The organism is Bradyrhizobium sp. MOS003 (assembly GCF_003020125.1).
Lineage (GTDB): Bacteria > Pseudomonadota > Alphaproteobacteria > Rhizobiales > Xanthobacteraceae > Bradyrhizobium.
In genome coordinates, this window is record NZ_PYFW01000001.1 from 738,986 (window position 1) to 762,581 (window position 23,596).

The following is a 23,596-nucleotide window of genomic DNA, read 5'->3' on the forward strand; positions in this document are numbered from 1 at the left end:
CCATTCTCCGCCGTCATCCCGGACAAGCGCCGCACGGCGGCGCGCAGATCCGGGATCCATAACCACAGGACGTCATTTGGCGATGACTCGGAGTTGTCATCGTGCGCAATAAAGTCATCCTGTGGTTATGGGTCCCGGGCTCGCGTGTTGCGCGCCCCGGGACGACGTCGAGTTTGGAGTGCCCCCCGCCCCCTTCCATTTCCGCCCTTGGACCCCAGATAACGCCCCATGGTTTCCCAATCCCCTGAGATGAAAGCCGGCCCTGAGGGTCCGGTTCGCGCGCCATCAGCGGTTCCGATCGATGACGCCGTGTTGCCCTACGAGGTCGACGCGCTCGACGTGCGCGGGCGCCTGGTGCGGCTTGGCCCGGCGCTCGACGAAATCCTGACCAAGCATGATTATCCCGCGCCGGTCGGCAAGCTGCTCGGCGAGGCCATCGTGCTGACGACGCTGCTCGGCTCTGCGCTGAAATTCGAGGGACGCTTCATCCTGCAGGCGCAGACCGACGGTCCGGTGTCGTTCCTGGTGGTGGACTATCAGGCGCCGGATCGCCTGCGCGCCTATGCGCGCTTCGACGCCGCGCGCCTCGGCGATGCCCAAAAATCCGGAATGGATTCCGGCGCGCTGCTCGGTCGCGGTCATCTCGCCATGACCATCGACCAGGGCCCCGACATGAGCCGCTACCAGGGTCTGGTCGCGCTCGACGGCGGCAGCCTGGAAGACGCCGCCCACGAATATTTCCTGCGCTCCGAGCAGATCCCGACCAAGGTGCGTCTCGCGGTCGGTGAGGAGTGGCGCTCGAACGACGGCGGCAAGCATCGCTGGCGCGCCGGCGGCATGCTGATGCAGTTTCTGCCGAAGGCGCCGGAGCGCGCGCGGCAGGCCGATCTGCATCCCGGCGATGCCCCCGATGGCGTCGAGGTGCACAGCGTCGCGGAAGACGATGCCTGGGTCGAGGCGCGCTCGCTGATCGAGACCGTCGAGGACGTCGAGCTGATCGATCCCGAGCTCTCCGGCGAGCGGCTGCTGTTCCGCCTGTTCCACGAGCGCGGCGTGCGCGTGTTCAATCCGATGGTCCTCAAGGCGCAATGCTCCTGCTCGCGCGATGCGGTCGCCTCCATGCTGAAGAGCTTCTCGCCCGACGACCGCGCGGCGATGGTGAAGGACGACAAGGTCGTCGTCACCTGCGAATTCTGCAGCTCGGTGTACGATTTCACGCCGGACGAGGCGGGCGTCGAGGACGCGTAGCGAGCTCTCGTAGGGTGGGCAAAGGCGCACTTGCGCCGTGCCCACGATCCCTCGATGACGGTAAAAAACGTGGGCACGCTTCGCTTTGCCCACCCTACGGCAACTGCCTGTGTTGGCCTCTGTCAATCCACGCGCTCGAAAATATTTCACTTTACCGAAATTCGGTTTCGGCGTATGTGTCGCTCATCCCGGCTCACCAAGAGGGGCGACGTGAAGTCGTCATGTTCGCGAGCCAGGCTTGCGGTGGACGCGGCAGCGTCGGCATGAGAGGCGCGGGCAGGGCGGGTAGTCCCTGTGAGCCCGAGGCCACGTGCGGACGACGGCGCTGTCAGGCTTCGTCTCGCTCGTAAGTTTCCGGCTCCGTCGACAGGGCTGGAAAAACTGCGGCGACATGGCGGGCCGTGCGTACGGCAAAACCGTGTGGTCCTGGCCGTCGTTGCCACGGTCAAGTCTTTCGCGAAGGTGCGAGCGAGCCCAACCGGGCAGACTGCATCATCCAAATTCGCGGGGCGAGGGAGGCCAGAAGGAATGGTCGGCTCCCGGGAGATCACGGCATAAGCCGTCCAGCCATCGCGCAGGGAAGGCCGAGTGATCGGCGACACCTGTATGCTGCTGTGCGGTTCTTTCTGCGCGTGCCTTTCGCGCAGCGGACCGCGGGTGCCAGCCGGCACCCGGCCTTCCCTGCGCCCTCTTGGATCGGAGGGTGGAGCGACGAAGCAAAGCTCGGGCGAAACGCGCCGCGAGAACGAGAAGGCATGTCTGCAAGAGAGATGTAGACGAAAGAGCGATGCCGCTGCGTCATACTCCGTCATTGCGAGCGCAGCGAAGCAATCCAGAATCCATCCGCGGAGGGATTCTGGATTGCTTCGTCGCAAGGGCTCCCCGCAATGACGGCTGAGGGAGCGCGGCCCATATTGCTGCGTCGTGCCGTGCCGCTCTGGGGCCCGGCTCTGCGCCCGCAACGCCGACGGCGTTGCAGCTTGTCTGGGACATGAGCGCGCCGCCCCTAGTTCAACACCCGCTTGTTGTCAGGGCTGTCCAGCGAAAACGCCGGCACGTCGATCTCGAAGCGCTCGCCGCTTTCGCTGACCATCTGGTAGCGGCCGGTCATGAAGCCGGAGGCGGTCGAGAGCGGGACGCCCGAGGTGTATTCGAAGCGCTCGCCGGGGGCGAGCGTCGGCTGCTCGCCGACCACGCCTTCGCCCCTGACCTCCTGCTGGCGGCCGGAGGCGTCGGTGATGATCCAGTGCCGCGTCTTCAGCTGCACGGTCTCCTCGCCCGAATTTGTGATGACGATGGTGTAGGACCAGAAATAGCGGGAACGGTCGGCCGAGGACTGTTCCGGAACAAAGTTCGGCTCGACGGTTACTTCAATCTGGCGGGTCACGGCGCGGTACATGGCTGCTACCATATCGAAATCCGGCTCCGGAACCAAACCCCTGAGGCGGCTTTCGCGACATCGTCCCGCCAGAATTCGAAGGGTAGGACACCCCGAGGGAAATACCCCCGGAGGGGTTCGAGCCCTTCCGTGACCCGGCCGCTTTGCGAGACGACGACCGGACCGGTACACTCCTCGAGACGTCGCGATTTGCCGAAGGGTATTTGGCCCCCGATGACCATTGCCGACCAAGTGACGGGATCGACGATCGCGGGAACCGCCAACCCTGCAGACGTCAAGCCTGCAGACGTCAAGCCTGCAGACAGCGCGGCCGTGGGCAGCAAGCCCGCTGGGTCGAAGCCGCGCGCCAGGGCGCCGGCCATCACGCTGCCCGCCATCGGCGAGCGCGAGCTCCGGCTCGACCTGTTCCGTGGGTTGGCGCTGTGGCTGATCTTCATCGACCATCTGCCGGCCAGCCTGCTGACCTGGCTGACGATCCGCAATTACGGCCTCAGCGACGCTACCGAAATCTTCATCTTCATCTCCGGCTACACCGCCGCCTTCGTCTACGGAAGGGCGATGCTGGAGAGCGGCGTCGTCATCGCCACCGCGCGCATCCTGCGCCGGGTCTGGCAGATCTACGTCGCCCACGTCTTCCTGTTCACGATCTTCCTCGCCGAGATCTCCTACGTCGCGACCCGCTTCGAGAACCCGCTCTACACCGAAGAGATGGGGATCATGGATTTCCTCAAGCAGCCCGACGTCACCATCGTGCAGGCGCTGCTCTTGCGCTTCCGTCCCGTCAACATGGACGTGCTGCCGCTCTACATCGTGTTGATGCTCGCGCTGCCGCTGATCCTGTGGCTGATGAAATGGCGGCCGGACGTCACGCTCGGCCTCTCGGTCCTGCTCTATGCAGCAACCTGGGAGTTCGACCTCTATCTCTCGGCCTATCCGAACGGCTTCTGGGCCTTCAATCCCTTCGCCTGGCAATTGCTGTTCGTGTTCGGGGCATGGTGCGCGCTCGGGGGAGCGCGGCGCATGTCGCGCGTTCTGGCGTCGTCGGTGACGATGTGGATCTCGATCGCCTACCTTGTCGCGGCCTTCTACGTGACGCTGACCTGGTACGTGCCCCAGCTGTCGCACCTTATGCCTAAGTTGATCGAGCAATGGATGTATCCGATCGACAAGACCAATCTCGACGTGTTGCGCTTCACGCATTTCCTGGCGCTGGCCGCGCTCACCGTGCGCTTCCTGCCCCGGGACTGGCCGGGCTTGAAATCGCGCTGGCTGCGCCCATTGATTCTATGTGGGCAGCATTCCCTGGAGATCTTCTGCCTCGGCGTCTTCCTGGCCTTCGCCGGCCATTTCATTCTCGCCGAGGTCTCCGGCGGGGCAGCCATGCATGCGCTGATTAGTCTCTCCGGGGTCCTGATCATGTGGGGCGTGGCCTGGGTGATTTCGTGGTACAAGCGCGTGGCTGACAAGAGCGGTGCGAAAACCAAGAACGCCGTCGGCAACGCCGATCTGGCGGGAGGGGGCTGATGAAGGCGAAGGTTCTCCTGAGCCTGGTCCTGTTATGCGGTGGCCTCGCCGTGCCTGTGGCGCGCGCGGAGGATGCTGCTGCGCCTGCCGCCGCGCCCGCGGCGTGCGAGCTGCCGTCCTATCTCCTCAACAGCGAAAGCCAGCTCCCCAAGGTCGCCGAAGCCGTCAAGGCCGGTAAGCCGCTCGAGATCCTGGTCATCGGCAGCCGCTCGACCACGATTCCGGCGTCGGAGAGCAGCTCCTATCCGGCGCGCATGGAGGCGATCCTGAAGGAAAAGCTGCCGCCGTCGGAGGCGGTGCACGTCTCCGTAGAAATACAGAGCAAGAAGACGGCAGAGGAGGCCGCCTCGACCTTCGTTAAGCTGATGGAAGCAAAAACGCCTACTTTAGTGGTCTGGCAAACCGGGACCGTGGATGCCATCCGATCCATCGATCCCGACGAGTTTCGCAGCGCCGTTACCGACGGGGTTATTGCGCTGCAAAAGGCAGGGGCCGACGTCGTTCTGATGAATTTGCAATACAGCCCACGTACCGAGACGATGATCTCGGCGCAGCCCTTTCTCGATAATATGCGCGTTGTGGCGCAGGAGCATGATATTCCGCTGTTCGACCGCTTCACGATCATGCGGCAGTGGAATGATCAGGGTCAGTTCGACCTGTTCAGCCCGACCCGCGGGCCCGAGCTGGCGAAGCAAGTCCATGATTGCCTTGGCCGGGCGTTGGCACAGTTCGTGATCGACGCAGCCCATCTGGGGTCGGTCCAGCAGTAGAATTGAGGTCTAGCGTTAATGAGTTCTCTCCGCCCTTTTTGCCTTACGGCATGGCTGGCCGCGCCTGCAGCAGCAGTGCTCTTGTTGCTGGCACCGGCCGCGCATGCGCAGACCCAGGCCGCGCAGGCGGCGCCCACACCGGCGCAGTCGTCTGATCCCGCGCCCGCTTCACCCTCGCAGACCACCATCGCCGCAAGGTCACAAGAGCAGCGCGGCGTCACCTCACGCGCCATCGACAAAGTGAAAGAGGTGGCCAAATCCGCCGCCGATATTTTCAGCCGCGTGCCGTGCCTGCCGCCGAAGGGCGGTTCGAAGGCGATGGGCTCGCTGCCGCATGTCGCGGGCAAGCTCGTCGCGGGCAAGCCCGTCGTCATCGTCGCGTTCGGCTCGTCGTCGACCGCGGGCTTCGGCGCAAGCTCGCCGGAGTTCAACTATCCGAACCGTCTCGCCGCGCAATTGCGCCGGCACTATCCGACCGCCGACATCACCGTCGTCAATGCCGGCGTCGGCGGCGAGGACGCGCCTGAGATGATGAAGCGACTGCAGACGCAGGTGATCGACGTGCACCCGGATCTCGTGATCTGGCAGGTCGGCACCAATGCGGTGCTGCGCAATCTCGATCCCGGCGACACCGCGAAGATGGTCGAGGACGGCATCGGCCGCATTCAGGCCGCCGGCGATGCCGACATCGTGCTGGTCGATCCGCAATATTCACCGGCCGTCAACCAGCGCAAGGAGAGCGCCGGCAAGATGGTGAATCTGCTCGGCAAGGTTGCCGAGCTGCGCCATGTCGGCATCTTCCCGCGCTTCGAGGTCATGCGCGATTGGCACGAGAACCAGGCGATCCCGGTCGAGAGCTTCGTCATCGCCGACGGTCTGCACATGAACGATTGGGGCTACGCCTGCTTCGCCCAGTTGCTCGGCGACGACATCATCCGCTCCGTCGGCCAGATCAAGCTCGGCGTGAACGTGCCGGCGGACGTGCAGACATATCGGCCGATGTGAGACGGTGCCGTAGGGTGGGCAAAGGCGCGCCCTTCGCGCGCCGTGCCCACGATCTCGTCGTTGTCATCGAGAATGGTGGGCACGGCGCAAGCGCGCCTTTGCCCACCCTACCAGACCTTCCCCCTCTCACGCCTTCTCCAGCGCCGCCGTCAGATCCTCGATCAGATCATCGGCATGCTCCAGCCCCGCCGAGAAGCGGATGAAACCTTCGCTGATGCCGAGCGCGGCGCGGTCCTCCGGCTTCAGGCGCTGATGCGTCGTGGTCGCCGGATGGGTGACGAGGCTCTTGGCGTCGCCGAGATTGTTGGAGATCTTCGCAAGCTTCAATTCATTGAGCACGCGGAACGCGGCCTGCTTGCCGCCCTTGACCTCGAAGCCGACCAGCGTCGAGCCGCCGCGCATCTGCTTCTTCACCAGGGCTGCCTGCGGATGATCGGCGCGGCCCGGGAACACCAGCCGCGAGATCTTCGGATGGCTCGCCAGCACGTCGGCGATGCGCGCGGCAGTCTCGGTCTGCGCGCGCACGCGCACGCCCAGCGTCTCGAGACCCTTGAGCAGGACCCAGGCGTTGAACGGCGAGATCGACGGGCCGGTCTGGCGCATGAAATTGTGGATATGCTCGGCGATGAAGGCCTCCGAGGACAGGATGATGCCGCCGAGGCAGCGGCCCTGGCCGTCGATGTGCTTGGTCGCGGAATAGACCACGACGTCGGCGCCGAGCGCGAGCGGGCTCTGCCAGATCGGCGTCGCGAACACGTTGTCGACGACGAGCCGCGCGCCGGCCTTGTGCGCGATCTCGGCAATCCCGGGAATGTCGAGCACGTCGAGCGTCGGGTTGGTCGGGCTCTCCAGGAAGAACGTCTTGGTGTTGGGCCTCACCGCGCGTTGCCATTCGTCGAGATTGGCGCCGTCGACCAGCGTGGTCTCGATGCCGTAGCGCGGCAGCAGGTCCTGCACGACGTAGAGGCACGAGCCGAACAGCGCGCGGGAGGCGACCAGATGATCGCCCGCCTTGAGCGGCGCCAGGATCGCGGTTGTCACCGCGGCCATGCCGGTTGCGGCCGAGCGGGCGGCTTCGGCGCCTTCGAGCTCGATCATGCGGCGCTCGAACATCGCGATGGTGGGATTGGAATAGCGCGAATAGATGAAGCCCGGATCCTCGCCCTTGAACCGCGCTTCGCATTGCTCGGCGGTGTCGTAGACATAGCCCTGGGTCAGGAACAGCGCCTCCGACGTCTCGCCATATTGCGAACGCAGGGTGCCGGAATGGACCAGGCGGGTTTCGGGACGGTAGTGGGCGGTCGACTTCGACATAGGTACCTCCGACATGACCGTCTCGTCGAAAACGGTCACAAAAAACCGGCCTGGATATAACCACGGGCCGGGATCACAGAGGTCCCCGGCCTGTTTAGCGACTTATTTAACGTGGCTGCAAGCCGGCCGGCTCAAATCACCACGGGATAAGTGATGCTCATATTCCGCAATGCCCTTTCCGTCAAGGCGTCCATCGGATAGCCGTAAAAGACTTGTATTTCCGGCATGTCCGGATGCATCTGACCCCCGATGAGGACCCCCGGTTGACGTTCACGGTCGCGCCCGACGCCAATGGTATCCTGCCCGACCGCATGATCGCGGCGATGGCGGCGGCAGGCCTCATCCTGCCCGCCTATGATTTCGTCGAGAGCCAGATCCAGCCGGCGAGCCTCGATCTGCGTCTCGGCGACATTGCCTATCGCGTCCGCGCCAGCTTCCTGCCCGGTCCCGGCGCCACCGTCGCCGAGCGCATCGACGAATTGAAGCTGCACGAATTCAGCCTCGCCGACGGCGCCGTGCTTGAAACCAACTGCGTCTACATCGTGCCGCTGCTGGAGAGCCTCGCGCTGCCGCCGGAGATCGTCGCGGCCGCGAACCCGAAGAGCTCCACCGGCCGGCTTGACGTCTTCACCCGCGTGATCGCTGACGGCACCCGCCGCTTCGACATGATCGGCGCCGGCTATCACGGCCCGCTCTATGCCGAGATCAGCCCGAAGACGTTTCCGGTGCTGGTCAGCGAGGGCTCGCGTCTCAGCCAGGTGCGCTTCCGCACCGGCGACGCCATCCTCAATCCCGACGAACTCGATGGCTTGCATGCCGCAGAGCGTCTCGTCGACATCGACGATGCCGATCTCTCCGGCGGCGTCGCCGTCTCCGTCGATCTCTCCGGCGAGAAGGCGAACGGCTTCGTCGGTTACCGCGCCAAGCGGCACACCGGCGTTATCGACGTCGATCGCCGCGCCGGCTATTCCGTCGAGGACTTCTGGGAGCCGATCTCGGCCCGTCCCGACGGCAGCCTGATCCTCGATCCCGGCGAGTTCTACATCCTGGCCTCGAAGGAAGCCGTGCAGGTGCCGCCCGACTACGCCGCGGAGATGGTGCCGTTCGATCCGCTGGTCGGCGAATTCCGCGTGCACTATGCCGGATTCTTCGATCCCGGCTTCGGCTATGCCGGCGCTGGCGGATTGGGATCGCGCGCCGTGCTGGAAGTGCGCTCGCGCGAAGTGCCGTTCATTCTCGAGCACGGCCAGATCGTCGGCCGCCTCGTCTACGAGAAGATGCTGGCCCGTCCCGACGCGATGTACGGTCAGCGCATCGGCTCCAACTACCAGGCCCAGGGCCTCAAACTATCGAAGCATTTCCGGGTGTAGCCCGATCCTGTAGCCCAGATGGAGCGCAAGCGAAATCAGGCTACGAGGTGGTGACATGACCGACCCATCCGAACTCGACGCAAAGATCGCCGAAGACGTCGCGGATGCGCTGATCTATTCGGATCGCTCCGGCACGATCATGCGGTGGAATCGTGCAGCGGCGGCGCTGTTCGGCTTCTCGGCCACGGAAGCGCTCGGCCAGAATCTCGACCTGATCATTCCCGAGCATCTGCGTGCCGCGCACTGGAAAGGCTTTGAAGCTGCGCTGGCCAGCGGCGCGATGAAGCTTGCGGGCAGGCCGACGCTGACCCGCGCGCTGCACAAGAGCGGACGCAAGCTCTACATCGAGATGACATTCGCATTGGTGCGGGATTCCGGCGGCAACGTGCTGGGATCGGTGGCGATGGCGCGTGACGTCACCGAACGGGTCGAGCGCGAGCGCGCAGCCAAGGCGCCGCCGCAAACTTCGTGATGCGGAATTGGCGGGCGGCCGCGCAGGGCGCTCTGCACGGGCGTCATGTTGCTTGCCGGAAGGCGCGGTGACACACTCGATCGCAACAACGATCGGGAGCGAACATGACCGCCGCATCAGATCTCGCGCAGGAAGCCCAATGGAAGCGCTGGCGCGCGGTCGCCGATCTCTATCACGCTTACTTCACCGGCCTCATCCTCACCGTCGTCACGCGGCGCGGCACCGCGGACGCCGCCGAGTTCGTCTTCCGCGTGTTCCGCCGGCAGCAGCAGGAGCGCTTCCTGCCGGGCTTGCGGAAGCTCGGGATCGATCATCTGCCGCCGGCGGTGGCGGCCGCGCAATATCACTATCTCTCCAACTGGATCGGCGGCGTGCATGTCGAATACATGTATGAGAGCGACACCAAGGCCTGGATCCGCTATCCGCCGCCGCGCTGGATCTGGAAAGGCACCGCGATCTGCGGCGTTCCGGGCGAGGTGAGCCGTGCGATGCTGCGCGGATGGCACGCCAATAACGGCGTCGCGCTCGGCGATCTCAGGCTCGGTTTCGTCTGCACCAAGCAGAGCGTCGACGGCCAGGACGGACTGGAAGGCTATTATTGCCAATACGACCATCCGCTCGAGCTGGACCAGCGGCTCGTGTTCGCGCGCCACCTCGAAGCGCCGCTGTTCGATGCCAAGACTGCGCCGACTTTGCCGGTCGCGAGCTGGCCGAAGCCGCGGCTGGAGAAAGCCTATCGCAACTACGCGATGGAATATGTCCGCACCGCCGCGCCCGTCATGGTGCAGCTGTTCGGACCGGAGGATGCGAGCTATCTCCTGCACCTCACCGGCAAGCTGATCGGCATGCAATATTTCGACGAGGTCGCTGCCGCACTGGCGATGAGCCGCGGCGGTGCAAATGAATTCACCGCGTTCCTGAATGCGCTGCTCGCCGCGCAGGACGACGCGGCCGAGACCACGCAATCCGAAGGCACGTTCGAACTCCGCCAGCAGAGCTGGAAGCTGATGGACGGCGTCGCCGACTATCACCCCGCCTGCGCCAGGGTGCTGGAGGGATTGTTCGCAGGCCTCGCTGCGGGATGTGGGCGGCACATCGGCGTGCATTTGCGCCCGACGACAGGAGGGCGGCCGCCGCTGGTGTGGACGATCGGGTAAATTCCCCCCCATCGAAATGCGCTGCCGCAGGGCACGCCTGCAACTGGCGCAGGAGGAATCGCCCCGCGCCGTGCTAACAAGCCTCTCGCCGCGCCCTCTGCGCGAAGAAAATAATTGGCACACCTAGGCATTGCCGCGCCGCAGATGGGGCTCCGCCCCGGGGGAGGACATGTCCGACATCGCCGAAATCCCGGTCGATGAACAAGAGCGTCCGCTGCCGCCGCCCCCACCCCCGGTGCGGAGCGCGCTGACGGACGGGCCGATCCTGCGTACGCTGTTGTCGCTCGCCTGGCCCAACGTGATCGCGCTCTCGGCCGGCACCTGCACGGTGATCGCGGAGACCTCCTATATCGGCCGGCTCGGCGTCGAGGCGCTGGCGGCGATGGCGCTCGTGTTCCCGACCATCATCCTCACCATGACGATGTCGGGCGGCGCGATGGGCGGCGCGGTGGCTTCCGCCATTGCTCGCGCGCTCGGCGCCGGCGACCACGAGCGCGCCGGCACCCTCGCCGCGCATGCGATCCTGATCGGCATCAGCTTCGGCCTCGTCTTCATGCTGGGCATGCTGATCTTCGGGCCGCGTGTGCTGGAAATGCTCGGCGGCCGCGGCGACGTGCTCACGCACGCGATTGCCTACACACAGGTGTTCTTTGGCGGCGCCGTGCTGCCCTGGCTGCTCAACACCATGGCCGGCGTGCTGCGCGGCACCGGCAACATGAAGCTGCCGTCGTTCCTGATCCTCAACTCCGCGGCCTGGCAGATCGTGCTCGGCGGCACGCTTGGGCTCGGGCTCGGGCCGGTGCCGCAGTTCGGCATGCGCGGCGTCGCGGCCGGCGCGCTGATCGCCTATTGCATGAACATCGGCATCATGGGCTGGTACCTGTTCTCCGGCCGCGCCCGGGTGACACCGAAGCTGCGCGGCTTGCGGATTCAATGGGCGATGTTTTTCGACATCCTGAAGGTCGGCGCCATCGCATGCTTCTCGCCGCTGCAATCGGTGCTGACGATCTCGATCTTCACCCACATGCTGGCGAAGTTCGGCACCGCGATCCTCGCCGGCTACGGCATCGGCGCGCGGCTGGAATTCCTGCTGACCTCGATCGCGTTCTCGTTCGGCATCGCCTCGGTGCCGATGGTCGGCATGGCGATCGGCGCCGGCCGCATCGCGCGCGCGCGGCGCATCGCGTGGATCGCGGGTGCGAGCGCCTTCGTGGCCGTCGGGGCGCCCGCGTGCCTCGTCGCGATGTTCCCCGATCTCTGGGTCAACATCTTCACGGACAGCGCGACGGTGCGCGCCGCCAGCCATCAATATTTGTCGACGGTCGCGCCATTCTACGCTTTCATCGGGCTCGCCTCGACGATGTATTTCTCCTCGCAAGGCGCGGCCAAGGTGATTGGGCCGGTGCTGGCGCAGACGGCGCGGCTGGTCTACATCTCGGCGGCCGGCTGGTGGTTGACCACCCACGAGGCCACCGCGCAGAGCTATTTCTGGCTGGCCGCGAGTTCGATGGTCCTGCTCGGCCTGCTCTCATCTTCCAGCGTGGTGCTGACGCGCTGGGGGCCGCGCGCGAGCAAGCCTGCGGTCAGGCCGGCGCTTTCAGGCGCAGCCGATTAGCGATGCCTGTGGCGGCGATGGCCGCTGCCGCCGACATTGGCGAGCCGCATCAGTTGCGGGATCATCGCCATCATGTCGCCGCCACTGGAGCCGCCGATCATGCCCATGATGTCGCCGCCACCAACACCGCCATAACCGGCCGGCATGGGGCCGCCACCCGTCGGGGCGTAGCCGCCGTAATTGGGTGCGCCGAAGCCGCCGCCGAGCGTGCTGGCGCCGAGGCCACCGCCGCTCATCATGCCACCAAGTCCACCGCCGCCATTCTCCATCATGCGGCTCATCATGGGGCCCATGGTCTGCATCATCATGGCGAAGCGGCGCTTGCCCATCTTCGCCTTCATCATCTCCAGCATCGGCGCCATCTGGGTCATCATGTCCTCGCCGCCGACACCTCCGCCGCCGAGGAACTGCGCCTTCGCCGGCGAGCTCGCGACTGAAAACAGCAGCAGCACGGCGGCCGCTTGGCAAATCACTCTGTCCGCACCTCTCATGGCATGCTCCTCGCGCGCGTGGCGCCGCCGGGAGAGCGGAGCCGAACGGACGCACGCCGCGATGGTTACGGCTGGCGAGGGCGGAGCTCTGTGAGAAAACTCACAGAAGCGCAGCGCGTCGACCGCGGCTAGGCTGCAGCCGGCGGAAACGCTTTAAGCATCGCAACGACGGCCTCCTTGGTCTGTCCCTCGACATAGGCTGCAAGCTCGTTCGGCAGCATGTCGATGATCCACACCAAGCGGCTTCTCCGCTCGCCGTCGGCGATCACCTGCACCGAGGCGCTGTAATGCTTCAGCCGCTCGTTGTTGATGGCATAGACGAGGCGCTGCCGCGCGTCGTCGCAATCGACCAGGATCTCGCGCGCCACCGAGCCGTTGGCGAAGGTGACGATACGCGCATTGCCGTCGAGCGTGCAGGCGGTGACGAAGCCGGGCGCCAGCCGCTCATGCAGCGCGCCGAAATCGCGCACCGCATTCCAGACGTGGTGCGCGGAAGCGTTAAGAGGAATGTCGTTGTGGATGGAGGCCATGGAGATGTCCTTGACTACGATAGGTCGGCGCTACAACCCCGTCATTGCGCGCGCAGCGAAGCAATCCAGGAATGGTTCTGCGGAGGCAGTCTGGATTGCTTCGCTGCGCTCGCAATGACGAGGAGGGTGCTCAGCTACAGACCGCCTCGACATTGTTGCCGCGGGGTCGATCAAAAACGCCGCGTAATAGGTCGGGCTGTAATCCTTGCGCGGCCCGGCGCCGCCATTGTCGCGGCCGCCGCTCTTCAGGCCTTCGCTGTGAAATGCCTTGACCGCGTCATGATCTCCGGCGCGGAACGCAATGTGCGCGCCGTCGGCCTTGCGGCCCTTGTTGAGGTGCAGCCACAGCGCCGGCTCGCCCTTCGGCCCGAAGCCGGCATAACCGTCGCCGCTGGAGCACAGGACGTAACCGAGCGGCGCCAGCACCGCGGTGTAGAAGCGTGTCGCGGCGTCGAGATCGGCAACGCGAAGCCCGATGTGGTCGTACATGGTCGTCTCCATCTGCAAAACGCGCCGAAAATGGCGCGCGCCGGAGGCGACCCTAGTCGGGGTGAGGTGGGCCGCTCTTGGAGAATCTTGCGCCCGGCGCCGCTTAGTTCGCCGGGGCCTCCGACTGCCAACGGATCACCCGTTTCAGGTGATAGACGTGAACCCACATGTTCGTTCCGATCACGCTGACCGTTGCGACGATCAGCGCCGTGAGCTTCTGAGGGTCGTGCTGGGCGAGAATGAGCAGGAACGCGGACAGCGCCGCCGTGATGCCGAAGCTGAACCAGAGCCCGATGAGACGTGGTGCAAACCAGGCCGGCTGACCGTCGGTGCCCCACTGCATCGGAATCCTGCGCGAAGTGATCTGGCGGCCATAATAGACGGCACAGCCGGCGATGAAGGCAAGACCGACGGCAAGCGCGATCAATGTGGCCGCAATCACATCACCCGGGGCACTGTTCATCTGCCGGTTCGCCGCCTCGAAGGAGCGTTGATTCGCCCGCTGGTTGTAATATCGCGCGACGTCCCGCAAGCCCAGCGCGGCGCATCCGTCTGGTCAACAGACTGTTACCCGCAAATGCGGCCGACCTGTCTCAGTTGAGGACGAGGCGTTCGGCGAGAATGCTGCGCTCCCCCTTCGAGGCCTGGCGGAACTTGGTTGGCGATACGCCGGCAGCGCGGTGGAAGGTGCGGACGAAATTGGAGAGATCGCCGAAGCCGACGTCATAGGCGACATCGGTGACCGCGATGTCGTCATCCGTGAGCAGCCGCGCGGCGTGGCGCAATCGCGAACGCACCAGATATTGATGCGGGGTGACACCGAGCACGCTCGAGAACAGCCGCAGGAAGTGGAATGGGCTGAGGCCCGTCTGCTTTGCCGCCTGTTCGAGATCGACCTCTTCATGCGAGTTATCGTCGATCCATAGCGCGGCCTCGACCGCGCGGCGGCGGTCGCGCGCGGTGGGTGTGGCCGGCTTGCGCGCCTTGCCCGACACGACGTCAACGAAACGGCCGGCCAGGATCTGGCCGACTTCGTCGAGGCCGATGTCGCTGTTGCCATTTGCCGCCGTCTGGGCGAGCTCGCCCAGCACCATCAATTCCGGCAGCGGCGGCGTGGCGCCGACCTGCCAGGTCTCGCGCCGCCCGCCGAGGGCGTCGACCAGGTCCGCGCCGAGGAAGAACGACAGGCAGACATCGCCGCTGACATGCTCATGCGTGCAGGTGTATTCCTCGCCGGGCGCGCCGACCAGCATCGAGCCCGCCACCAGCTCGAAGAAGCCGGCGCGGCAATGGCAGCCAAAGCTGCCCGAGCGGACATAGGCGATGGAATGCCCGGTGCGGCATTCGGCAAACGGCGCGTCATCCGGCCCCGCATCGCAGCGAAACTCGGAGACGGTCATCGAGGGTGTATTCAGCAGCGTGGTTGCGTCCATGCCACCTATCTAGGTGGACGGCCTCGGCGGAGCAACGGGCAGCAGCACCTCGAACAGCGTCTTGCTGGCGACGGGATGGGCGCCTTCCAGCGCCAGCAGCCGCCGTTTGGAGATCACTCCGCCGTAAGGCGAGAGCCGGTCGGCGTAATTGTCGGCCTCGAGCAGGCGGTGGCAGGGCACGATCAGCATGTAGGGATTCCTGGCGATCGCCTGCGCCACCGAGTGAGCCGCACCTGAAGCGCCCAGCGTCTTGGCGACTTCGTGATAGGTCCGCGTCTCCCCGCGCGGAATGGAGCATGCGAACTCGTAGACGCGCCGGTTGAAGCCGGGCACGCCGCCGGCATCCAGGCTGACCTCGGAAAAATCGGGATCGTTGCCCTGCAGCAGGCTCACGATGCCGTCGATCGCAAGTTCGGCATTGTCGGAGGGACGCTGCTCGCGCGCTTCGGGATGGACCGCAAAGATGCGGCGGCGGGTGTCGATCTCCCGCGCCTCCGGCAATTGCACGGCGACCACGCCGGTGCCGCTCCAGATGATGCCGCAGCGCCCGATCGCCGTGTCGAATATCGAATAGCCGCGCCCCACCATGCACACGCCCCACTCAGTGCACGTCTCTCCCCAGACAGGAGATCATAACACCGCCACAATCCGGCGCACCTGGAATCTTACCCAAAACTTAAGGAGCGTCAGGCCGGCCGCGCCAAACCGCTTGGCGGGAGGCGCCGTCTCGGCTAATCAAGACGGGCGCGCGAGCCGCGCATAAGCGGGCGTAGTTCAATGGTAGAACGGCAGCTTCCCAAGCTGCATACGAGGGTTCGATTCCCTTCGCCCGCTCCAAGTTTTCGGCTCGGCCGGTCCGCGTAATGTGCTACGCTGGAGCCATGGTCAGGACGCTCGAACAAGCCCTCGCGCAAATTCCCCAGCTGCCGCCCGCCGATCAGGAAGCGATCGACCGCAAATTGCTTTCGCATGTCGAAAAGCTCAACGCTCTTCGGTCTGAAATCGACCGCGGGCTCCATTCGCTCGATGCAGGCAAGGGTGTGACTCTGCATCTGGAAGAGTTTTTGCGCGAAAAGAACTCACGACATGGTGGAGCATAAACTTCCGGTCCTTTGGTCGCCGGAAGCGCTCGCCGATTTTGATCGGCTCTGGGACTACTACGCCGAGGTGGCAGGGGCTGGGACCGCCGACAGGATCTTGCGCCAGATCGGGAAAGCCGTCGCGCTAATCGAGGATTTCCCCCTCGCGGGACGGGCGCGCGACGAAATCCGCTCCGGCCTGCGTTCGCTGGCGGTTACTCCGTAAATTGTCTTTTATCGTTTGAGGGCTGACCCAGCCGAGATCGTTCGCGTGCTCGACGGCAGGCAGGACATTGAGGCAATTTTTTCGCACGCCGACAATAGTTAACAGAGCGACCGCGCGGAAAACGTCCTTGTCCGCCCACTCCGAACATTCCAACGAGCGGCCGTCGGCAAAACTGGCAGCGCGCTCGGGCGTCAGCCGGGCCATGATCGGGCGGGTGGAGCGGGCACAGGGCAGCGCGACCGCATCGCTGCTCGGCAGGCTCTGCTCCGCGCTCGACGTGTCGCTCAGCGATGTCGTCGCGAACTGGCGCGATCTCAACAACGGTTATCGCCGCCGGCACGCCTCACCGATGGATGCGGCGAGCGGCATCGAGATCATCGTCGTTGATCTGCCGGCTGGCACGCGGGTGCCGGACCGCCCCTAGGGCCGCAACCCCTTCACCCAGCAGTTGCTGATGCTGGAGGGGATGATCGCCGTGCACATCGACGCCAAAGCGGTGCGCCTGCGCGAAGGCGACTGCCTGGATTTCGACGTGATACGCGGAGCGGAGACGAGTTGGAGTGCTGGTCTACACCCTCAATTTGAGGAAGCGCGGCGATAGCCCTCAAAATGAGTTGCGCACCTCAAAACACCTCTGCTAGCCTTCAGCCATGGCCGAGACCCTCACCGCGACCGCGCTGACGCTGAAGGACATCGCCCGCGAGGCGGGCGTCAGCCTCGCGACCGTGGACCGCGTGCTGCACAATCGGCCGGGGGTGCGGCCGGATACGGTGCGGCGCGTCAAGGCGGCGATCGAGCGCAATTCGTTCCAGCCGCACGTTGCCGCCGCCGAACTGGCCCGCGGCCGCGCCCGCCGCTTTGCCTTCGTGATGCCGTCGGGGCCGAACCCGTTCATGCAGCAGATCGAGGGCTATCTCGGCGAAATGTCGGCCTGGCTCTCGGTTCGCCGCCTCAACGTCGAGATGGTCGCAACCGACGTGTTCGATCCGTCGGTGCTCGCAGCCTCGCTGGAGGCGCTGTCCGGCGACTGCGACGGCGTCGCGGTGGTGGCGCTGGATCATCCCAGCGTCCGCGCCGCGATCAACGATCTCGTCGATGCCGGCACCAAGGTGGTGACGCTGGTGTCCGACGTGCCGTCGTCGCGTCGCCACCATTATGTCGGCATCGACAACATTGCCGCGGGACGCACCGCCGGCGCGCTGGTCGGGCGGCTGGCCGGTCAAAAGTCCGGCAAGGTCGCGATCGTCGCGGGCTCGCAGGGCCTGCGCGACCATGCCGAGCGCATCTTCGGCTTCAACCAAGTGATGGCGTCGGAATTCCCCGGGCTCAGCGTGCTGCCGGTGCTGGAAGGGCGCGACGAGGACGATCGTTCGGAACAGGTGCTGGCGCGGCTGTTGGCCAAGCATGCCGACATTGTCGGCCTGTATAACGTCGGCGCGGGCACGCAAGGCGTCGCCAAGGCGTTGAGTGACGCCGGCCGCGACAAGCAGGTCGTGTTCGTCGGTCATGACGTCACCGTGCTGACGCGCCGGCTGCTGCTGCAGGGCGTGATGGATGCCGCTATCTCGCAGAACCCCGGGCATGAAGCGCGCGCCGCGGTGCGCGTGCTGCTCGCGCTCGCTCGCGGCGAGCCGATCCTGCGCGAACAGGAGAAGATCAGGATCGACATCGTGATGCGGGACAATCTGCCCTAGAGCGGGCGGCTCTCTGGCGGAGAACGCGACGTCAAGATCGCGCCTCGCAATGAACAAGGAGGAGACGAATTGTATCTCGGACTGGACATCGGCACGTCCGGCGTGAAAGCGGTGCTCGTGAGCGAAGCCGGCGCGATTGTCGCGACGGCGGCGCGCGAGCTCATGCTGTCGCACCCGGCGCCGCTGTGGTCCGAGCAGGATCCCGATTCCTGGGTCGAGGCCGCCATCGGTGCGGTCGACGCTCTCGCGGGCCGCCATCCGCGCGAGGTGGCGCGAGTCCGCGGCATCGGCCTGTCGGGCCAGATGCACGGCGCAACGCTGCTCGACGAGGACGGTCGGCCGCTGCGTCCCGCGATTCTCTGGAACGACGGCCGCTCGCAGGCCGAATGCGCCGTGCTGGAGCAGCGTTGCCCCTCGCTGCACGCGATTGCCGGCAATCTGGCGATGCCCGGCTTCACCGCGCCGAAGCTGTTGTGGGTCGCGCGCCATGAGCCGAAAATCTTCGCGCGGATCGCAAAGGTGCTGCTGCCCAAGGCCTATGTGCGCTATCGCCTGACCGGCGAGATGATCGAGGACATGTCGGATGCGGCCGGCACGCTGTGGCTCGATGTCGGTCTGCGCCGCTGGTCGCCCCTGTTGCTGCATGCGACTGGACTCGATCTTCACCACATGCCGCGCCTCGTCGAGGGCAGCGCCGTGAGCGCGGTGCTCATGCCGGAATTCACGCAGCGCTGGGGCATGGCGAAGGATGTCGTCGTCGCCGGGGGCGCCGGCGACAACGCTGCGAGCGCGATCGGGCTGGGCGCCATCGCGCGGGGCGATGCGTTCCTGTCGCTGGGAACGTCAGGCGTGGTGTTCCGAGTCACAGACCGGTTCGCGCCGGCGCCTGCAACGGCGGTGCATGCGTTCTGCCACGCACTGCCGGGCCTCTGGCACCAGATGGGCGTGATGCTCTCGGCGGCGGCTTCGCTGGCCTGGCTCGCCAGTGTGATGGAGACACCGGCCGCAGCGCTGCTGGCGCCGCTCGGCGAGCGCGTCGATGGGCCGAGCCCGATCAAATTCCTGCCCTATCTCGATGGCGAGCGCACGCCGCACAACGATGCCGCCGCCAGCGGCGCATTGGTCGGCCTGCGCGGTGCGACCGGGCGGACGCAGATCGTGCAGGCCGTGCTCGAAGGCGTCGCCTTCGCCGCGCGCGACAATCTAGCGGCGCTGAGCGCCGCGGGCGGGCCTGTTGGCGAACTCGATCTCGTCGGCGGCGGCTCGCGCTCGCCGCTGTGGGCGCAGATCTGCGCCGACGTGCTCGGCATTCCCGTTCACCGCGTCGAGGAGGGCGAGGTCGGGGCGGCGCTCGGTGCCTCCAGGCTCGGCCGGCTCGCTGCGACCGGTGAAGATCCTGCGGACGTCTGCACCCGCCCGCGGCGGCTCGCGAGCTTCGCGCCCCGCGCATCCGTCACGGAAGCCTATGACGAGGCCTATCGGCGATGGCGCGAGCTTTATCCCGCATTGAAGGAGCACCCTTAAGTGAACGCGCCAGCCAAATTCTTCGGTGCAAATGCGCCCGTCGCCTTCGCCGGCAAGGAGGCGGGCCAAGCGCCCGCGTTCCGCTGGTACGACAAGGATCGCCTCGTGCATGGCCGCAGGCTGGAGGATCATTTGCGCTTTGCGGTCTGCTATTGGCATTCGTTCTGCTGGCCGGGTGGCGACCCCTTCGGCGGCGAGACGTTCCTGCGGCCCTGGCACCACGGCACAGACGCGATGGCGCAGGCACGGGCCAAGGCCGACGTCGCGTTCGAGCTGTTCCGACTGCTCGATGTGCCGTTCTTCACCTTCCACGACGTCGACGCGGCGCCGGAAGGCAATTCGCTCGCCGAGTCCGTCGCTAATCTCAACGCGATTGCCGATCTGTTCGAACAAAAGATGGCATCGAGCAAGGTGCGCCTGCTCTGGGGAACCGCAAATCTCTTCACGCATCGTCGCTACATGGCGGGCGCGGCGACCAATCCGGACCCGGAGATCTTCACCTACGCGGCCGGCCAGGTCCGCGCCGCGCTGGAGGTCACGCACCGGCTCGGCGGCCAGAATTACGTGCTGTGGGGCGGGCGCGAGGGCTACGAGACGCTGCTCAACACCGATCTCAAGCGCGAGCTCGACCAGCTCGGCCGCTTCGTTTCGCTCGTGGTCGAGCACAAGCACAGAATAGGCTTCAAGGGGCCGATCCTGATCGAGCCGAAGCCGAAGGAGCCGACCAAGCACCAGTATGATTTCGACGTCGCCACCTGCTACGGCTTCCTCGAGCGCTACGACCTGCTCAACGACGTCAAGCTCAACATCGAACAGAACCACGCCATCCTTGCCGGCCACTCGTTCCACCATGAGGTCGCGCTGGCTGAGGCGCTCGGCGTGTTCGGCTCGCTCGACATCAACCGCGGCGACGATCTGCTCGGCTGGGATACCGACCAGTTCGCGATGAACGTCCCGGAGCTGGCGCTGGTGTTTCACGAAATGCTGAACCGCGGCGGCTTCACCACCGGCGGGCTCAATTTCGACGCCAAGATCCGGCGGCAGTCGATCGATGCGGACGATCTGATCCATGCCCATGTCGGCTCGATGGATGCCTGCGCGCGGGCGTTCCTCGCCGCCGCCGACATGGTCGATGCCGGCGCGCTCACGGCGCCGCTGACTGAACGTTACCAGGGATGGGCTGGGCCGGACGGACGCGCCATTCTCGGCGGTCAGCGTTCGCTCGCCGATCTCGCCGACCGCGCGCTTCAGCCCGGCTTCGACCCGCAGCCGCGCTCGGGCCGGCAGGAATATCTGGAATCCCTGGTCAACCGCTATGTCTGAACGAGGTTGCTGATGGCAAACGCTGACGCGACACCGGTCCTCGAGCTCTCCGGGATCGGCAAGGAGTTCGGCGCGATCCGCGCGCTGCACGGCGTCGACATGCACGTCATGCCGGGCGAGGTGGTCGGTCTGATGGGCGACAACGGCGCCGGCAAGTCGACGCTGGTCAAGATCATCGCCGGCAATTTCCGGCCCAGCCACGGCGAGATCCGCTTTGCCGGCAAGGCGGTGCATTTCAGCCGGCCGGTCGATGCCCGCGCGGTCGGCATCGAGGTCGTCTACCAGGACCTCGCGCTGTCGGACAATCTCACCGCGGCGGCCAACGTGTTCCTCGGCCGTGAGCTGAAGCGCAAATTCGGGCCGATCGCGCTTCTCGACCACAAGGCGATGGCAGCGCGCGCGCTGGAACTGTTCGGCGAGCTGCGCTCGGAGACGCGCCCCGACGATCTCGTCAAGCAGATGTCGGGCGGCCAGCGCCAGGCGGTCGCGATCGCGCGGACCCGGCTCTCCAACGCGCGGCTGGTGATGATGGACGAGCCGACCGCCGCGATCTCGGTGCGCCAGGTCGAGCAGGTGCTCGGCCTGATCCACCGGCTCAAGGAGCAGGGCGTCGCCGTGATGCTGATCTCGCACCGCATGCCCGACGTTTTCGCGGTGTGTGACCGCGTCATCGTCATGCGCCGTGGTGAGAAGCGGGCGGACAAGCCGATTCACGAGACCTCGCCGGAGGAAGTCACCGCCCTCATCACCGGTGCGAAGGAGGCGGCGTGATGGCCATGCCAATGGAATCTCCCGTCATGTTCTCGAACGTCGGCAAGACCAAATGGTGGCAGCGCGGCATCTTCGCCTCACAGACCGGCTACGTCTTGCTCGCGCTCGCGGTGCTGCTGGTGATCATGCATTTCGCCAGTCCCTATTTCTTCACCGAAGGCAACATTCAGAACGTTGCGAAGAACTTCTCGTTCATCGCCATCGCCACGCTGGGCGTCACCTTCGTCATCATCACCGGCGGCATTGATCTGTCGGTGGGCTCGATGATGTGCTTTTCCGCGATGATCACCTCGATGGTGATGACCGAGCTGTCCGCGCCCGGCTCGCCTGCCGGCGCCTTGTTCGTGCACATGGCGGCCGACGGCAAGACCGTCGTGGCCAATTTGCCGGGCCTGATCCTGCTGGTCTCGATCCTCGCCGGCCTCGGCGTCGCGCTGATCGCGGGTCTCGTCAACGGCTTCTGTATCGCGGTGCTCGGCCTGTCGCCCTTCGTCACCACGCTCGGCATGCTCTCGATCGTGCGCGGACTCGGCTATGTCGTTTCCAACGGCCGCGGCAGCTTTCCGGGCGGGCCGGACGCTGATCGTTTCTATGCGCTCACCTCGGGCGACGTGCTCGGCGTGCCCGTGCCTTTCATCTATCTGATCGTCCTCGCGCTGGCGATGGCGGTGGTGCTGCATCACACCTCGTTCGGCCGCCACGTCTTCGCGCTCGGCGGCAACGAGAAGGCTGCGGAGCTAACCGGCATTCCGGTCGTGCGGGTCAAGATCGAGGTCTATGTGCTCTGCGCGCTCGCCGCGGGTCTGCAAGGCATCATCATCTCCGGCTGGCTCGGATCGGCGCCCGCCAACATGGCGACGTCCTACGAGCTGAATGTGATCGCGGCGGCCGTGATCGGCGGCGCCAACCTCGCCGGCGGGATCGGCGGCCCGCTCGGGGCCATCGTCGGCTGCGTGCTGCTGGAAGTGATCCGCAACGGTCTCGTGCTGGCGCAGGTGTCCTCCTACTGGCAGCAGACGCTGGTCGGCGTGATCATCATCCTGGCCGTGCTGGTCGACCGCATCCGCTCGCGGATGAACTGAATTAACGTCGCTTCGGGAAGGCAAATAAGACGCTGCCTGTTCGCTTCCCGGGCGCTTTCGAGAGGACGGGCACCAAACAAGGGTGGAGGAGACGATGAGGAAATTTCTACTTGCCGGCATCGCGGTTGCGATCATGGCGACGCCGGCATTCGCCGCGAACTACCGCTTCGTGATCGTGCCCAAGGCGATGAACAATCCGTTCTTCGACTTCGCGCGCGACGGCTGCCTGAAGCGTGCCAAGGAGCTCGGCAACATCGAGTGCATCTACAAGGGACCGGTCGAGCATGAGCCGGCGACGCAGGCCCAGATCATCCAGGACTTCGTTACCCAGAAGGTCGACGGCCTCGCCATCTCGGTCGCCGACGTCGCGGCCATGACCAAGTCGATCGAGGCGGCGAGCGCGGCCGGCATTCCCGTCATCACCTTCGATGCCGATGCGCCGGGCTCCAAGCGCATCGCCTATATCGGCACCAACAACAAGGAGTTCGGTGTCGCGCTCGGCAAGGAATTGCTGAAGATGCGGCCTGACGGCGGCAAATACGCCATGGTCTCCGGCGGTCCCGGCGCCAAGAACCTCGCCGAGCGTGTCGACGGCGTGCGCGAGGCGCTGAAGGGGTCGAAATGGGCCGAGGTCGCGGGCTCGCCGACCTTCTGCAACGACGATCCCGCGCTCGCGGTCCAGCAGATGACGGACATGCGCACCGCAACGCCCGATCTCGCCTCTATCGTTCCGATCGGCGGCTGGCCGATGTTCGCGCCCGAAGGCTTCAAGGCCTTCGCCAGCAGGAACAAGAAGGACATCGATTCCGGCAAGTTCACGCTTGTCGTCGCCGATACGCTGAAGATGCAGCTCGAGCTGCTGCGCGACGGCTATGCCAATGCGCTGGTCGGCCAGCGTCCGTTCGAGATGGGCGAGAAGGCGATGGACACGCTGCTCGCCATCAAGAAGGGCGAGAAGGTGCCGGAGATCGTCTATACCGGCCTCGATCTCGTCACCAAGGACAACGTCGCGCAGATGTTGAAGTAGGAGCGCCGCCAGCCCCGCGTTCCTGCGAACCTCTCCCGCTTGCGGTTTCCGCG

25 protein-coding genes, 1 tRNA gene, 1 pseudogene and 1 riboswitch are annotated in these 23,596 nt (G+C 65.6%); of the genes and pseudogenes, 19 read left to right on the plus strand and 8 right to left on the minus strand.

The window, feature by feature from the left end; translation table 11 throughout:
• Positions 1-228: 228 nt before the first annotated feature.
• Positions 229-1,248, plus strand: coding sequence for an Hsp33 family molecular chaperone (locus C7G42_RS03480; RefSeq protein ID WP_106947671.1), 1,020 nt, complete (start codon positions 229-231; stop codon positions 1,246-1,248).
• 1,006 nt (positions 1,249-2,254) lie between these two features.
• On the opposite strand, the gene apaG is transcribed toward C7G42_RS03480, so the two are convergent.
• Complete coding sequence (gene apaG, locus C7G42_RS03490) at positions 2,255-2,647, minus strand: Co2+/Mg2+ efflux facilitator ApaG/CorD (protein ID WP_199580780.1); 393 nt, start codon at positions 2,645-2,647, stop codon at positions 2,255-2,257.
• A 213-nt stretch (positions 2,648-2,860) separates the two neighbouring features.
• On the opposite strand from apaG, the gene C7G42_RS03495 reads away from it, so the two are divergent.
• Genes C7G42_RS03495 through C7G42_RS03505 form a run of 3 tightly spaced genes read left to right on the plus strand, consistent with a single transcriptional unit; the run spans position 2,861 to position 5,946 of the window.
• A complete protein-coding gene (locus tag C7G42_RS03495) occupies positions 2,861-4,171 on the plus strand; it encodes an OpgC domain-containing protein (RefSeq protein WP_106947672.1) in 1,311 nt (436 codons plus the stop codon).
• On the plus strand, positions 4,171-4,941 hold the full coding sequence (locus C7G42_RS03500; protein ID WP_106947673.1) for an SGNH/GDSL hydrolase family protein: 771 nt from the start codon (positions 4,171-4,173) through the stop codon (positions 4,939-4,941). The genes C7G42_RS03495 and C7G42_RS03500 overlap by 1 nt, the downstream gene beginning before the upstream one ends.
• 18 nt (positions 4,942-4,959) lie before the next feature.
• Positions 4,960-5,946 carry an SGNH/GDSL hydrolase family protein gene (locus tag C7G42_RS03505; RefSeq protein ID WP_106947674.1) on the plus strand — a complete coding sequence of 329 codons (987 nt, stop codon included), beginning with the start codon at positions 4,960-4,962 and terminating at the stop codon, positions 5,944-5,946.
• Positions 5,947-6,072: 126 nt separating this feature from the next.
• On the opposite strand, the gene C7G42_RS03510 is transcribed toward C7G42_RS03505, so the two are convergent.
• On the minus strand, positions 6,073-7,260 hold the full coding sequence (locus tag C7G42_RS03510) for an O-succinylhomoserine sulfhydrylase (protein WP_199580782.1): 1,188 nt from the start codon (positions 7,258-7,260) through the stop codon (positions 6,073-6,075).
• 73 nt (positions 7,261-7,333) lie between these two features.
• Positions 7,334-7,413, minus strand: a riboswitch (SAM riboswitch).
• Positions 7,414-7,493: 80 nt separating this feature from the next.
• Here C7G42_RS03510 and C7G42_RS03515 point away from each other — a divergent pair.
• The 4 genes from C7G42_RS03515 (at position 7,494) to C7G42_RS03530 (ending at position 11,874) form a co-directional block, all read left to right on the plus strand.
• Complete coding sequence (locus C7G42_RS03515) at positions 7,494-8,630, plus strand: 2'-deoxycytidine 5'-triphosphate deaminase (protein WP_106947675.1); 1,137 nt, start codon at positions 7,494-7,496, stop codon at positions 8,628-8,630.
• Between the two features lie 55 nt (positions 8,631-8,685).
• Positions 8,686-9,102 (plus strand): PAS domain S-box protein, encoded by a 417-nt coding sequence (locus C7G42_RS03520; protein WP_106947676.1) that lies wholly within the window; start codon positions 8,686-8,688, stop codon positions 9,100-9,102.
• A gap of 104 nt (positions 9,103-9,206) precedes the next feature.
• On the plus strand, positions 9,207-10,259 hold the full coding sequence (locus C7G42_RS03525) for a hypothetical protein (protein ID WP_106947677.1): 1,053 nt from the start codon (positions 9,207-9,209) through the stop codon (positions 10,257-10,259).
• A 169-nt stretch (positions 10,260-10,428) separates the two neighbouring features.
• Positions 10,429-11,874 (plus strand): MATE family efflux transporter, encoded by a 1,446-nt coding sequence (locus C7G42_RS03530; RefSeq protein WP_106947678.1) that lies wholly within the window; start codon positions 10,429-10,431, stop codon positions 11,872-11,874.
• On the opposite strand, the gene C7G42_RS03535 is transcribed toward C7G42_RS03530, so the two are convergent.
• The 6 genes and pseudogenes from C7G42_RS03535 to C7G42_RS03560 form a co-directional block, all read right to left on the minus strand.
• Positions 11,871-12,365 carry a hypothetical protein gene (locus tag C7G42_RS03535; RefSeq protein WP_199580627.1) on the minus strand — a complete coding sequence of 165 codons (495 nt, stop codon included), beginning with the start codon at positions 12,363-12,365 and terminating at the stop codon, positions 11,871-11,873. The genes C7G42_RS03530 and C7G42_RS03535 overlap by 4 nt on opposite strands.
• Before the next feature lie 128 nt (positions 12,366-12,493).
• On the minus strand, positions 12,494-12,895 hold the full coding sequence (locus tag C7G42_RS03540; protein WP_106947680.1) for an SRPBCC family protein: 402 nt from the start codon (positions 12,893-12,895) through the stop codon (positions 12,494-12,496).
• 130 nt (positions 12,896-13,025) lie between these two features.
• A pseudogene (locus C7G42_RS03545) lies at positions 13,026-13,384 on the minus strand (VOC family protein).
• A gap of 103 nt (positions 13,385-13,487) precedes the next feature.
• Complete coding sequence (locus C7G42_RS03550) at positions 13,488-13,916, minus strand: hypothetical protein (RefSeq protein ID WP_106947681.1); 429 nt, start codon at positions 13,914-13,916, stop codon at positions 13,488-13,490.
• Positions 13,917-13,977: 61 nt separating this feature from the next.
• Positions 13,978-14,817: a helix-turn-helix transcriptional regulator gene (locus tag C7G42_RS03555; protein WP_106947682.1), complete on the minus strand. Its 840-nt coding sequence runs from the start codon at positions 14,815-14,817 to the stop codon at positions 13,978-13,980.
• Between the two features lie 9 nt (positions 14,818-14,826).
• On the minus strand, positions 14,827-15,405 hold the full coding sequence (locus tag C7G42_RS03560) for a methylated-DNA--[protein]-cysteine S-methyltransferase (RefSeq protein ID WP_106947683.1): 579 nt from the start codon (positions 15,403-15,405) through the stop codon (positions 14,827-14,829).
• 175 nt (positions 15,406-15,580) lie between these two features.
• Here C7G42_RS03560 and C7G42_RS03565 point away from each other — a divergent pair.
• The 11 genes from C7G42_RS03565 to C7G42_RS03610 all read left to right on the plus strand — a co-directional run bounded on the left by C7G42_RS03565 (position 15,581) and on the right by C7G42_RS03610 (position 23,543).
• A tRNA-Gly gene (locus C7G42_RS03565) sits at positions 15,581-15,654 on the plus strand.
• A gap of 44 nt (positions 15,655-15,698) precedes the next feature.
• The gene (locus tag C7G42_RS03570) at positions 15,699-15,917 is read left to right on the plus strand and encodes a hypothetical protein (RefSeq protein WP_106947684.1); all 219 of its coding nucleotides are present in this window, start codon (positions 15,699-15,701) and stop codon (positions 15,915-15,917) included.
• Positions 15,904-16,122: a type II toxin-antitoxin system RelE/ParE family toxin gene (locus C7G42_RS03575; protein WP_199580628.1), complete on the plus strand. Its 219-nt coding sequence runs from the start codon at positions 15,904-15,906 to the stop codon at positions 16,120-16,122. Before C7G42_RS03570 ends, C7G42_RS03575 begins: the two co-directional genes overlap by 14 nt.
• A gap of 127 nt (positions 16,123-16,249) precedes the next feature.
• Complete coding sequence (locus tag C7G42_RS35655) at positions 16,250-16,546, plus strand: helix-turn-helix domain-containing protein (protein ID WP_245427511.1); 297 nt, start codon at positions 16,250-16,252, stop codon at positions 16,544-16,546.
• Positions 16,547-16,576: 30 nt separating this feature from the next.
• Positions 16,577-16,723, plus strand: coding sequence for a cupin domain-containing protein (locus C7G42_RS35660; RefSeq protein WP_245427514.1), 147 nt, complete (start codon positions 16,577-16,579; stop codon positions 16,721-16,723).
• Between the two features lie 49 nt (positions 16,724-16,772).
• A complete protein-coding gene (locus C7G42_RS03585; protein ID WP_106947685.1) occupies positions 16,773-17,816 on the plus strand; it encodes a LacI family DNA-binding transcriptional regulator in 1,044 nt (347 codons plus the stop codon).
• A gap of 69 nt (positions 17,817-17,885) precedes the next feature.
• Positions 17,886-19,340: a xylulokinase gene (gene xylB, locus C7G42_RS03590; protein WP_106947686.1), complete on the plus strand. Its 1,455-nt coding sequence runs from the start codon at positions 17,886-17,888 to the stop codon at positions 19,338-19,340.
• Positions 19,341-20,663, plus strand: coding sequence for a xylose isomerase (gene xylA, locus C7G42_RS03595; RefSeq protein ID WP_106947687.1), 1,323 nt, complete (start codon positions 19,341-19,343; stop codon positions 20,661-20,663). It abuts the gene before it with no gap.
• A 12-nt stretch (positions 20,664-20,675) separates the two neighbouring features.
• Positions 20,676-21,434: an ATP-binding cassette domain-containing protein gene (locus tag C7G42_RS03600; RefSeq protein ID WP_106947688.1), complete on the plus strand. Its 759-nt coding sequence runs from the start codon at positions 20,676-20,678 to the stop codon at positions 21,432-21,434.
• Positions 21,434-22,516: an ABC transporter permease gene (locus tag C7G42_RS03605; protein WP_199580629.1), complete on the plus strand. Its 1,083-nt coding sequence runs from the start codon at positions 21,434-21,436 to the stop codon at positions 22,514-22,516. Before C7G42_RS03600 ends, C7G42_RS03605 begins: the two co-directional genes overlap by 1 nt.
• 94 nt (positions 22,517-22,610) lie before the next feature.
• Positions 22,611-23,543 carry a sugar-binding protein gene (locus C7G42_RS03610; protein WP_199580630.1) on the plus strand — a complete coding sequence of 311 codons (933 nt, stop codon included), beginning with the start codon at positions 22,611-22,613 and terminating at the stop codon, positions 23,541-23,543.
• The last annotated feature ends 53 nt before the right edge of the window (positions 23,544-23,596 follow it).

What these genes read in the sequence shown, in the direction of transcription:
- C7G42_RS03480 (WP_106947671.1), top strand. Translation starts at nt 229, where the DNA reads ATGGTTTCCCAATCCCCTGAGATGAAAGCCGGCCCTGAGGGTCCGGTT.
- apaG (WP_199580780.1), bottom strand. Translation starts at nt 2,647, where the DNA reads ATGTACCGCGCCGTGACCCGCCAGATTGAAGTAACCGTCGAGCCGAAC.
- C7G42_RS03495 (WP_106947672.1), top strand. Translation starts at nt 2,861, where the DNA reads ATGACCATTGCCGACCAAGTGACGGGATCGACGATCGCGGGAACCGCC.
- C7G42_RS03500 (WP_106947673.1), top strand. Translation starts at nt 4,171, where the DNA reads ATGAAGGCGAAGGTTCTCCTGAGCCTGGTCCTGTTATGCGGTGGCCTC.
- C7G42_RS03505 (WP_106947674.1), top strand. Translation starts at nt 4,960, where the DNA reads ATGAGTTCTCTCCGCCCTTTTTGCCTTACGGCATGGCTGGCCGCGCCT.
- C7G42_RS03510 (WP_199580782.1), bottom strand. Translation starts at nt 7,260, where the DNA reads ATGTCGAAGTCGACCGCCCACTACCGTCCCGAAACCCGCCTGGTCCAT.
- C7G42_RS03515 (WP_106947675.1), top strand. Translation starts at nt 7,494, where the DNA reads ATGCATCTGACCCCCGATGAGGACCCCCGGTTGACGTTCACGGTCGCG.
- C7G42_RS03520 (WP_106947676.1), top strand. Translation starts at nt 8,686, where the DNA reads ATGACCGACCCATCCGAACTCGACGCAAAGATCGCCGAAGACGTCGCG.
- C7G42_RS03525 (WP_106947677.1), top strand. Translation starts at nt 9,207, where the DNA reads ATGACCGCCGCATCAGATCTCGCGCAGGAAGCCCAATGGAAGCGCTGG.
- C7G42_RS03530 (WP_106947678.1), top strand. Translation starts at nt 10,429, where the DNA reads ATGTCCGACATCGCCGAAATCCCGGTCGATGAACAAGAGCGTCCGCTG.
- C7G42_RS03535 (WP_199580627.1), bottom strand. Translation starts at nt 12,365, where the DNA reads ATGAGAGGTGCGGACAGAGTGATTTGCCAAGCGGCCGCCGTGCTGCTG.
- C7G42_RS03540 (WP_106947680.1), bottom strand. Translation starts at nt 12,895, where the DNA reads ATGGCCTCCATCCACAACGACATTCCTCTTAACGCTTCCGCGCACCAC.
- C7G42_RS03555 (WP_106947682.1), bottom strand. Translation starts at nt 14,817, where the DNA reads ATGGACGCAACCACGCTGCTGAATACACCCTCGATGACCGTCTCCGAG.
- C7G42_RS03560 (WP_106947683.1), bottom strand. Translation starts at nt 15,405, where the DNA reads ATGGTGGGGCGCGGCTATTCGATATTCGACACGGCGATCGGGCGCTGC.
- C7G42_RS03570 (WP_106947684.1), top strand. Translation starts at nt 15,699, where the DNA reads ATGGTCAGGACGCTCGAACAAGCCCTCGCGCAAATTCCCCAGCTGCCG.
- C7G42_RS03575 (WP_199580628.1), top strand. Translation starts at nt 15,904, where the DNA reads ATGGTGGAGCATAAACTTCCGGTCCTTTGGTCGCCGGAAGCGCTCGCC.
- C7G42_RS35660 (WP_245427514.1), top strand. Translation starts at nt 16,577, where the DNA reads ATGCTGGAGGGGATGATCGCCGTGCACATCGACGCCAAAGCGGTGCGC.
- C7G42_RS03585 (WP_106947685.1), top strand. Translation starts at nt 16,773, where the DNA reads ATGGCCGAGACCCTCACCGCGACCGCGCTGACGCTGAAGGACATCGCC.
- C7G42_RS03600 (WP_106947688.1), top strand. Translation starts at nt 20,676, where the DNA reads ATGGCAAACGCTGACGCGACACCGGTCCTCGAGCTCTCCGGGATCGGC.
- C7G42_RS03605 (WP_199580629.1), top strand. Translation starts at nt 21,434, where the DNA reads ATGGCCATGCCAATGGAATCTCCCGTCATGTTCTCGAACGTCGGCAAG.
- C7G42_RS03610 (WP_199580630.1), top strand. Translation starts at nt 22,611, where the DNA reads ATGAGGAAATTTCTACTTGCCGGCATCGCGGTTGCGATCATGGCGACG.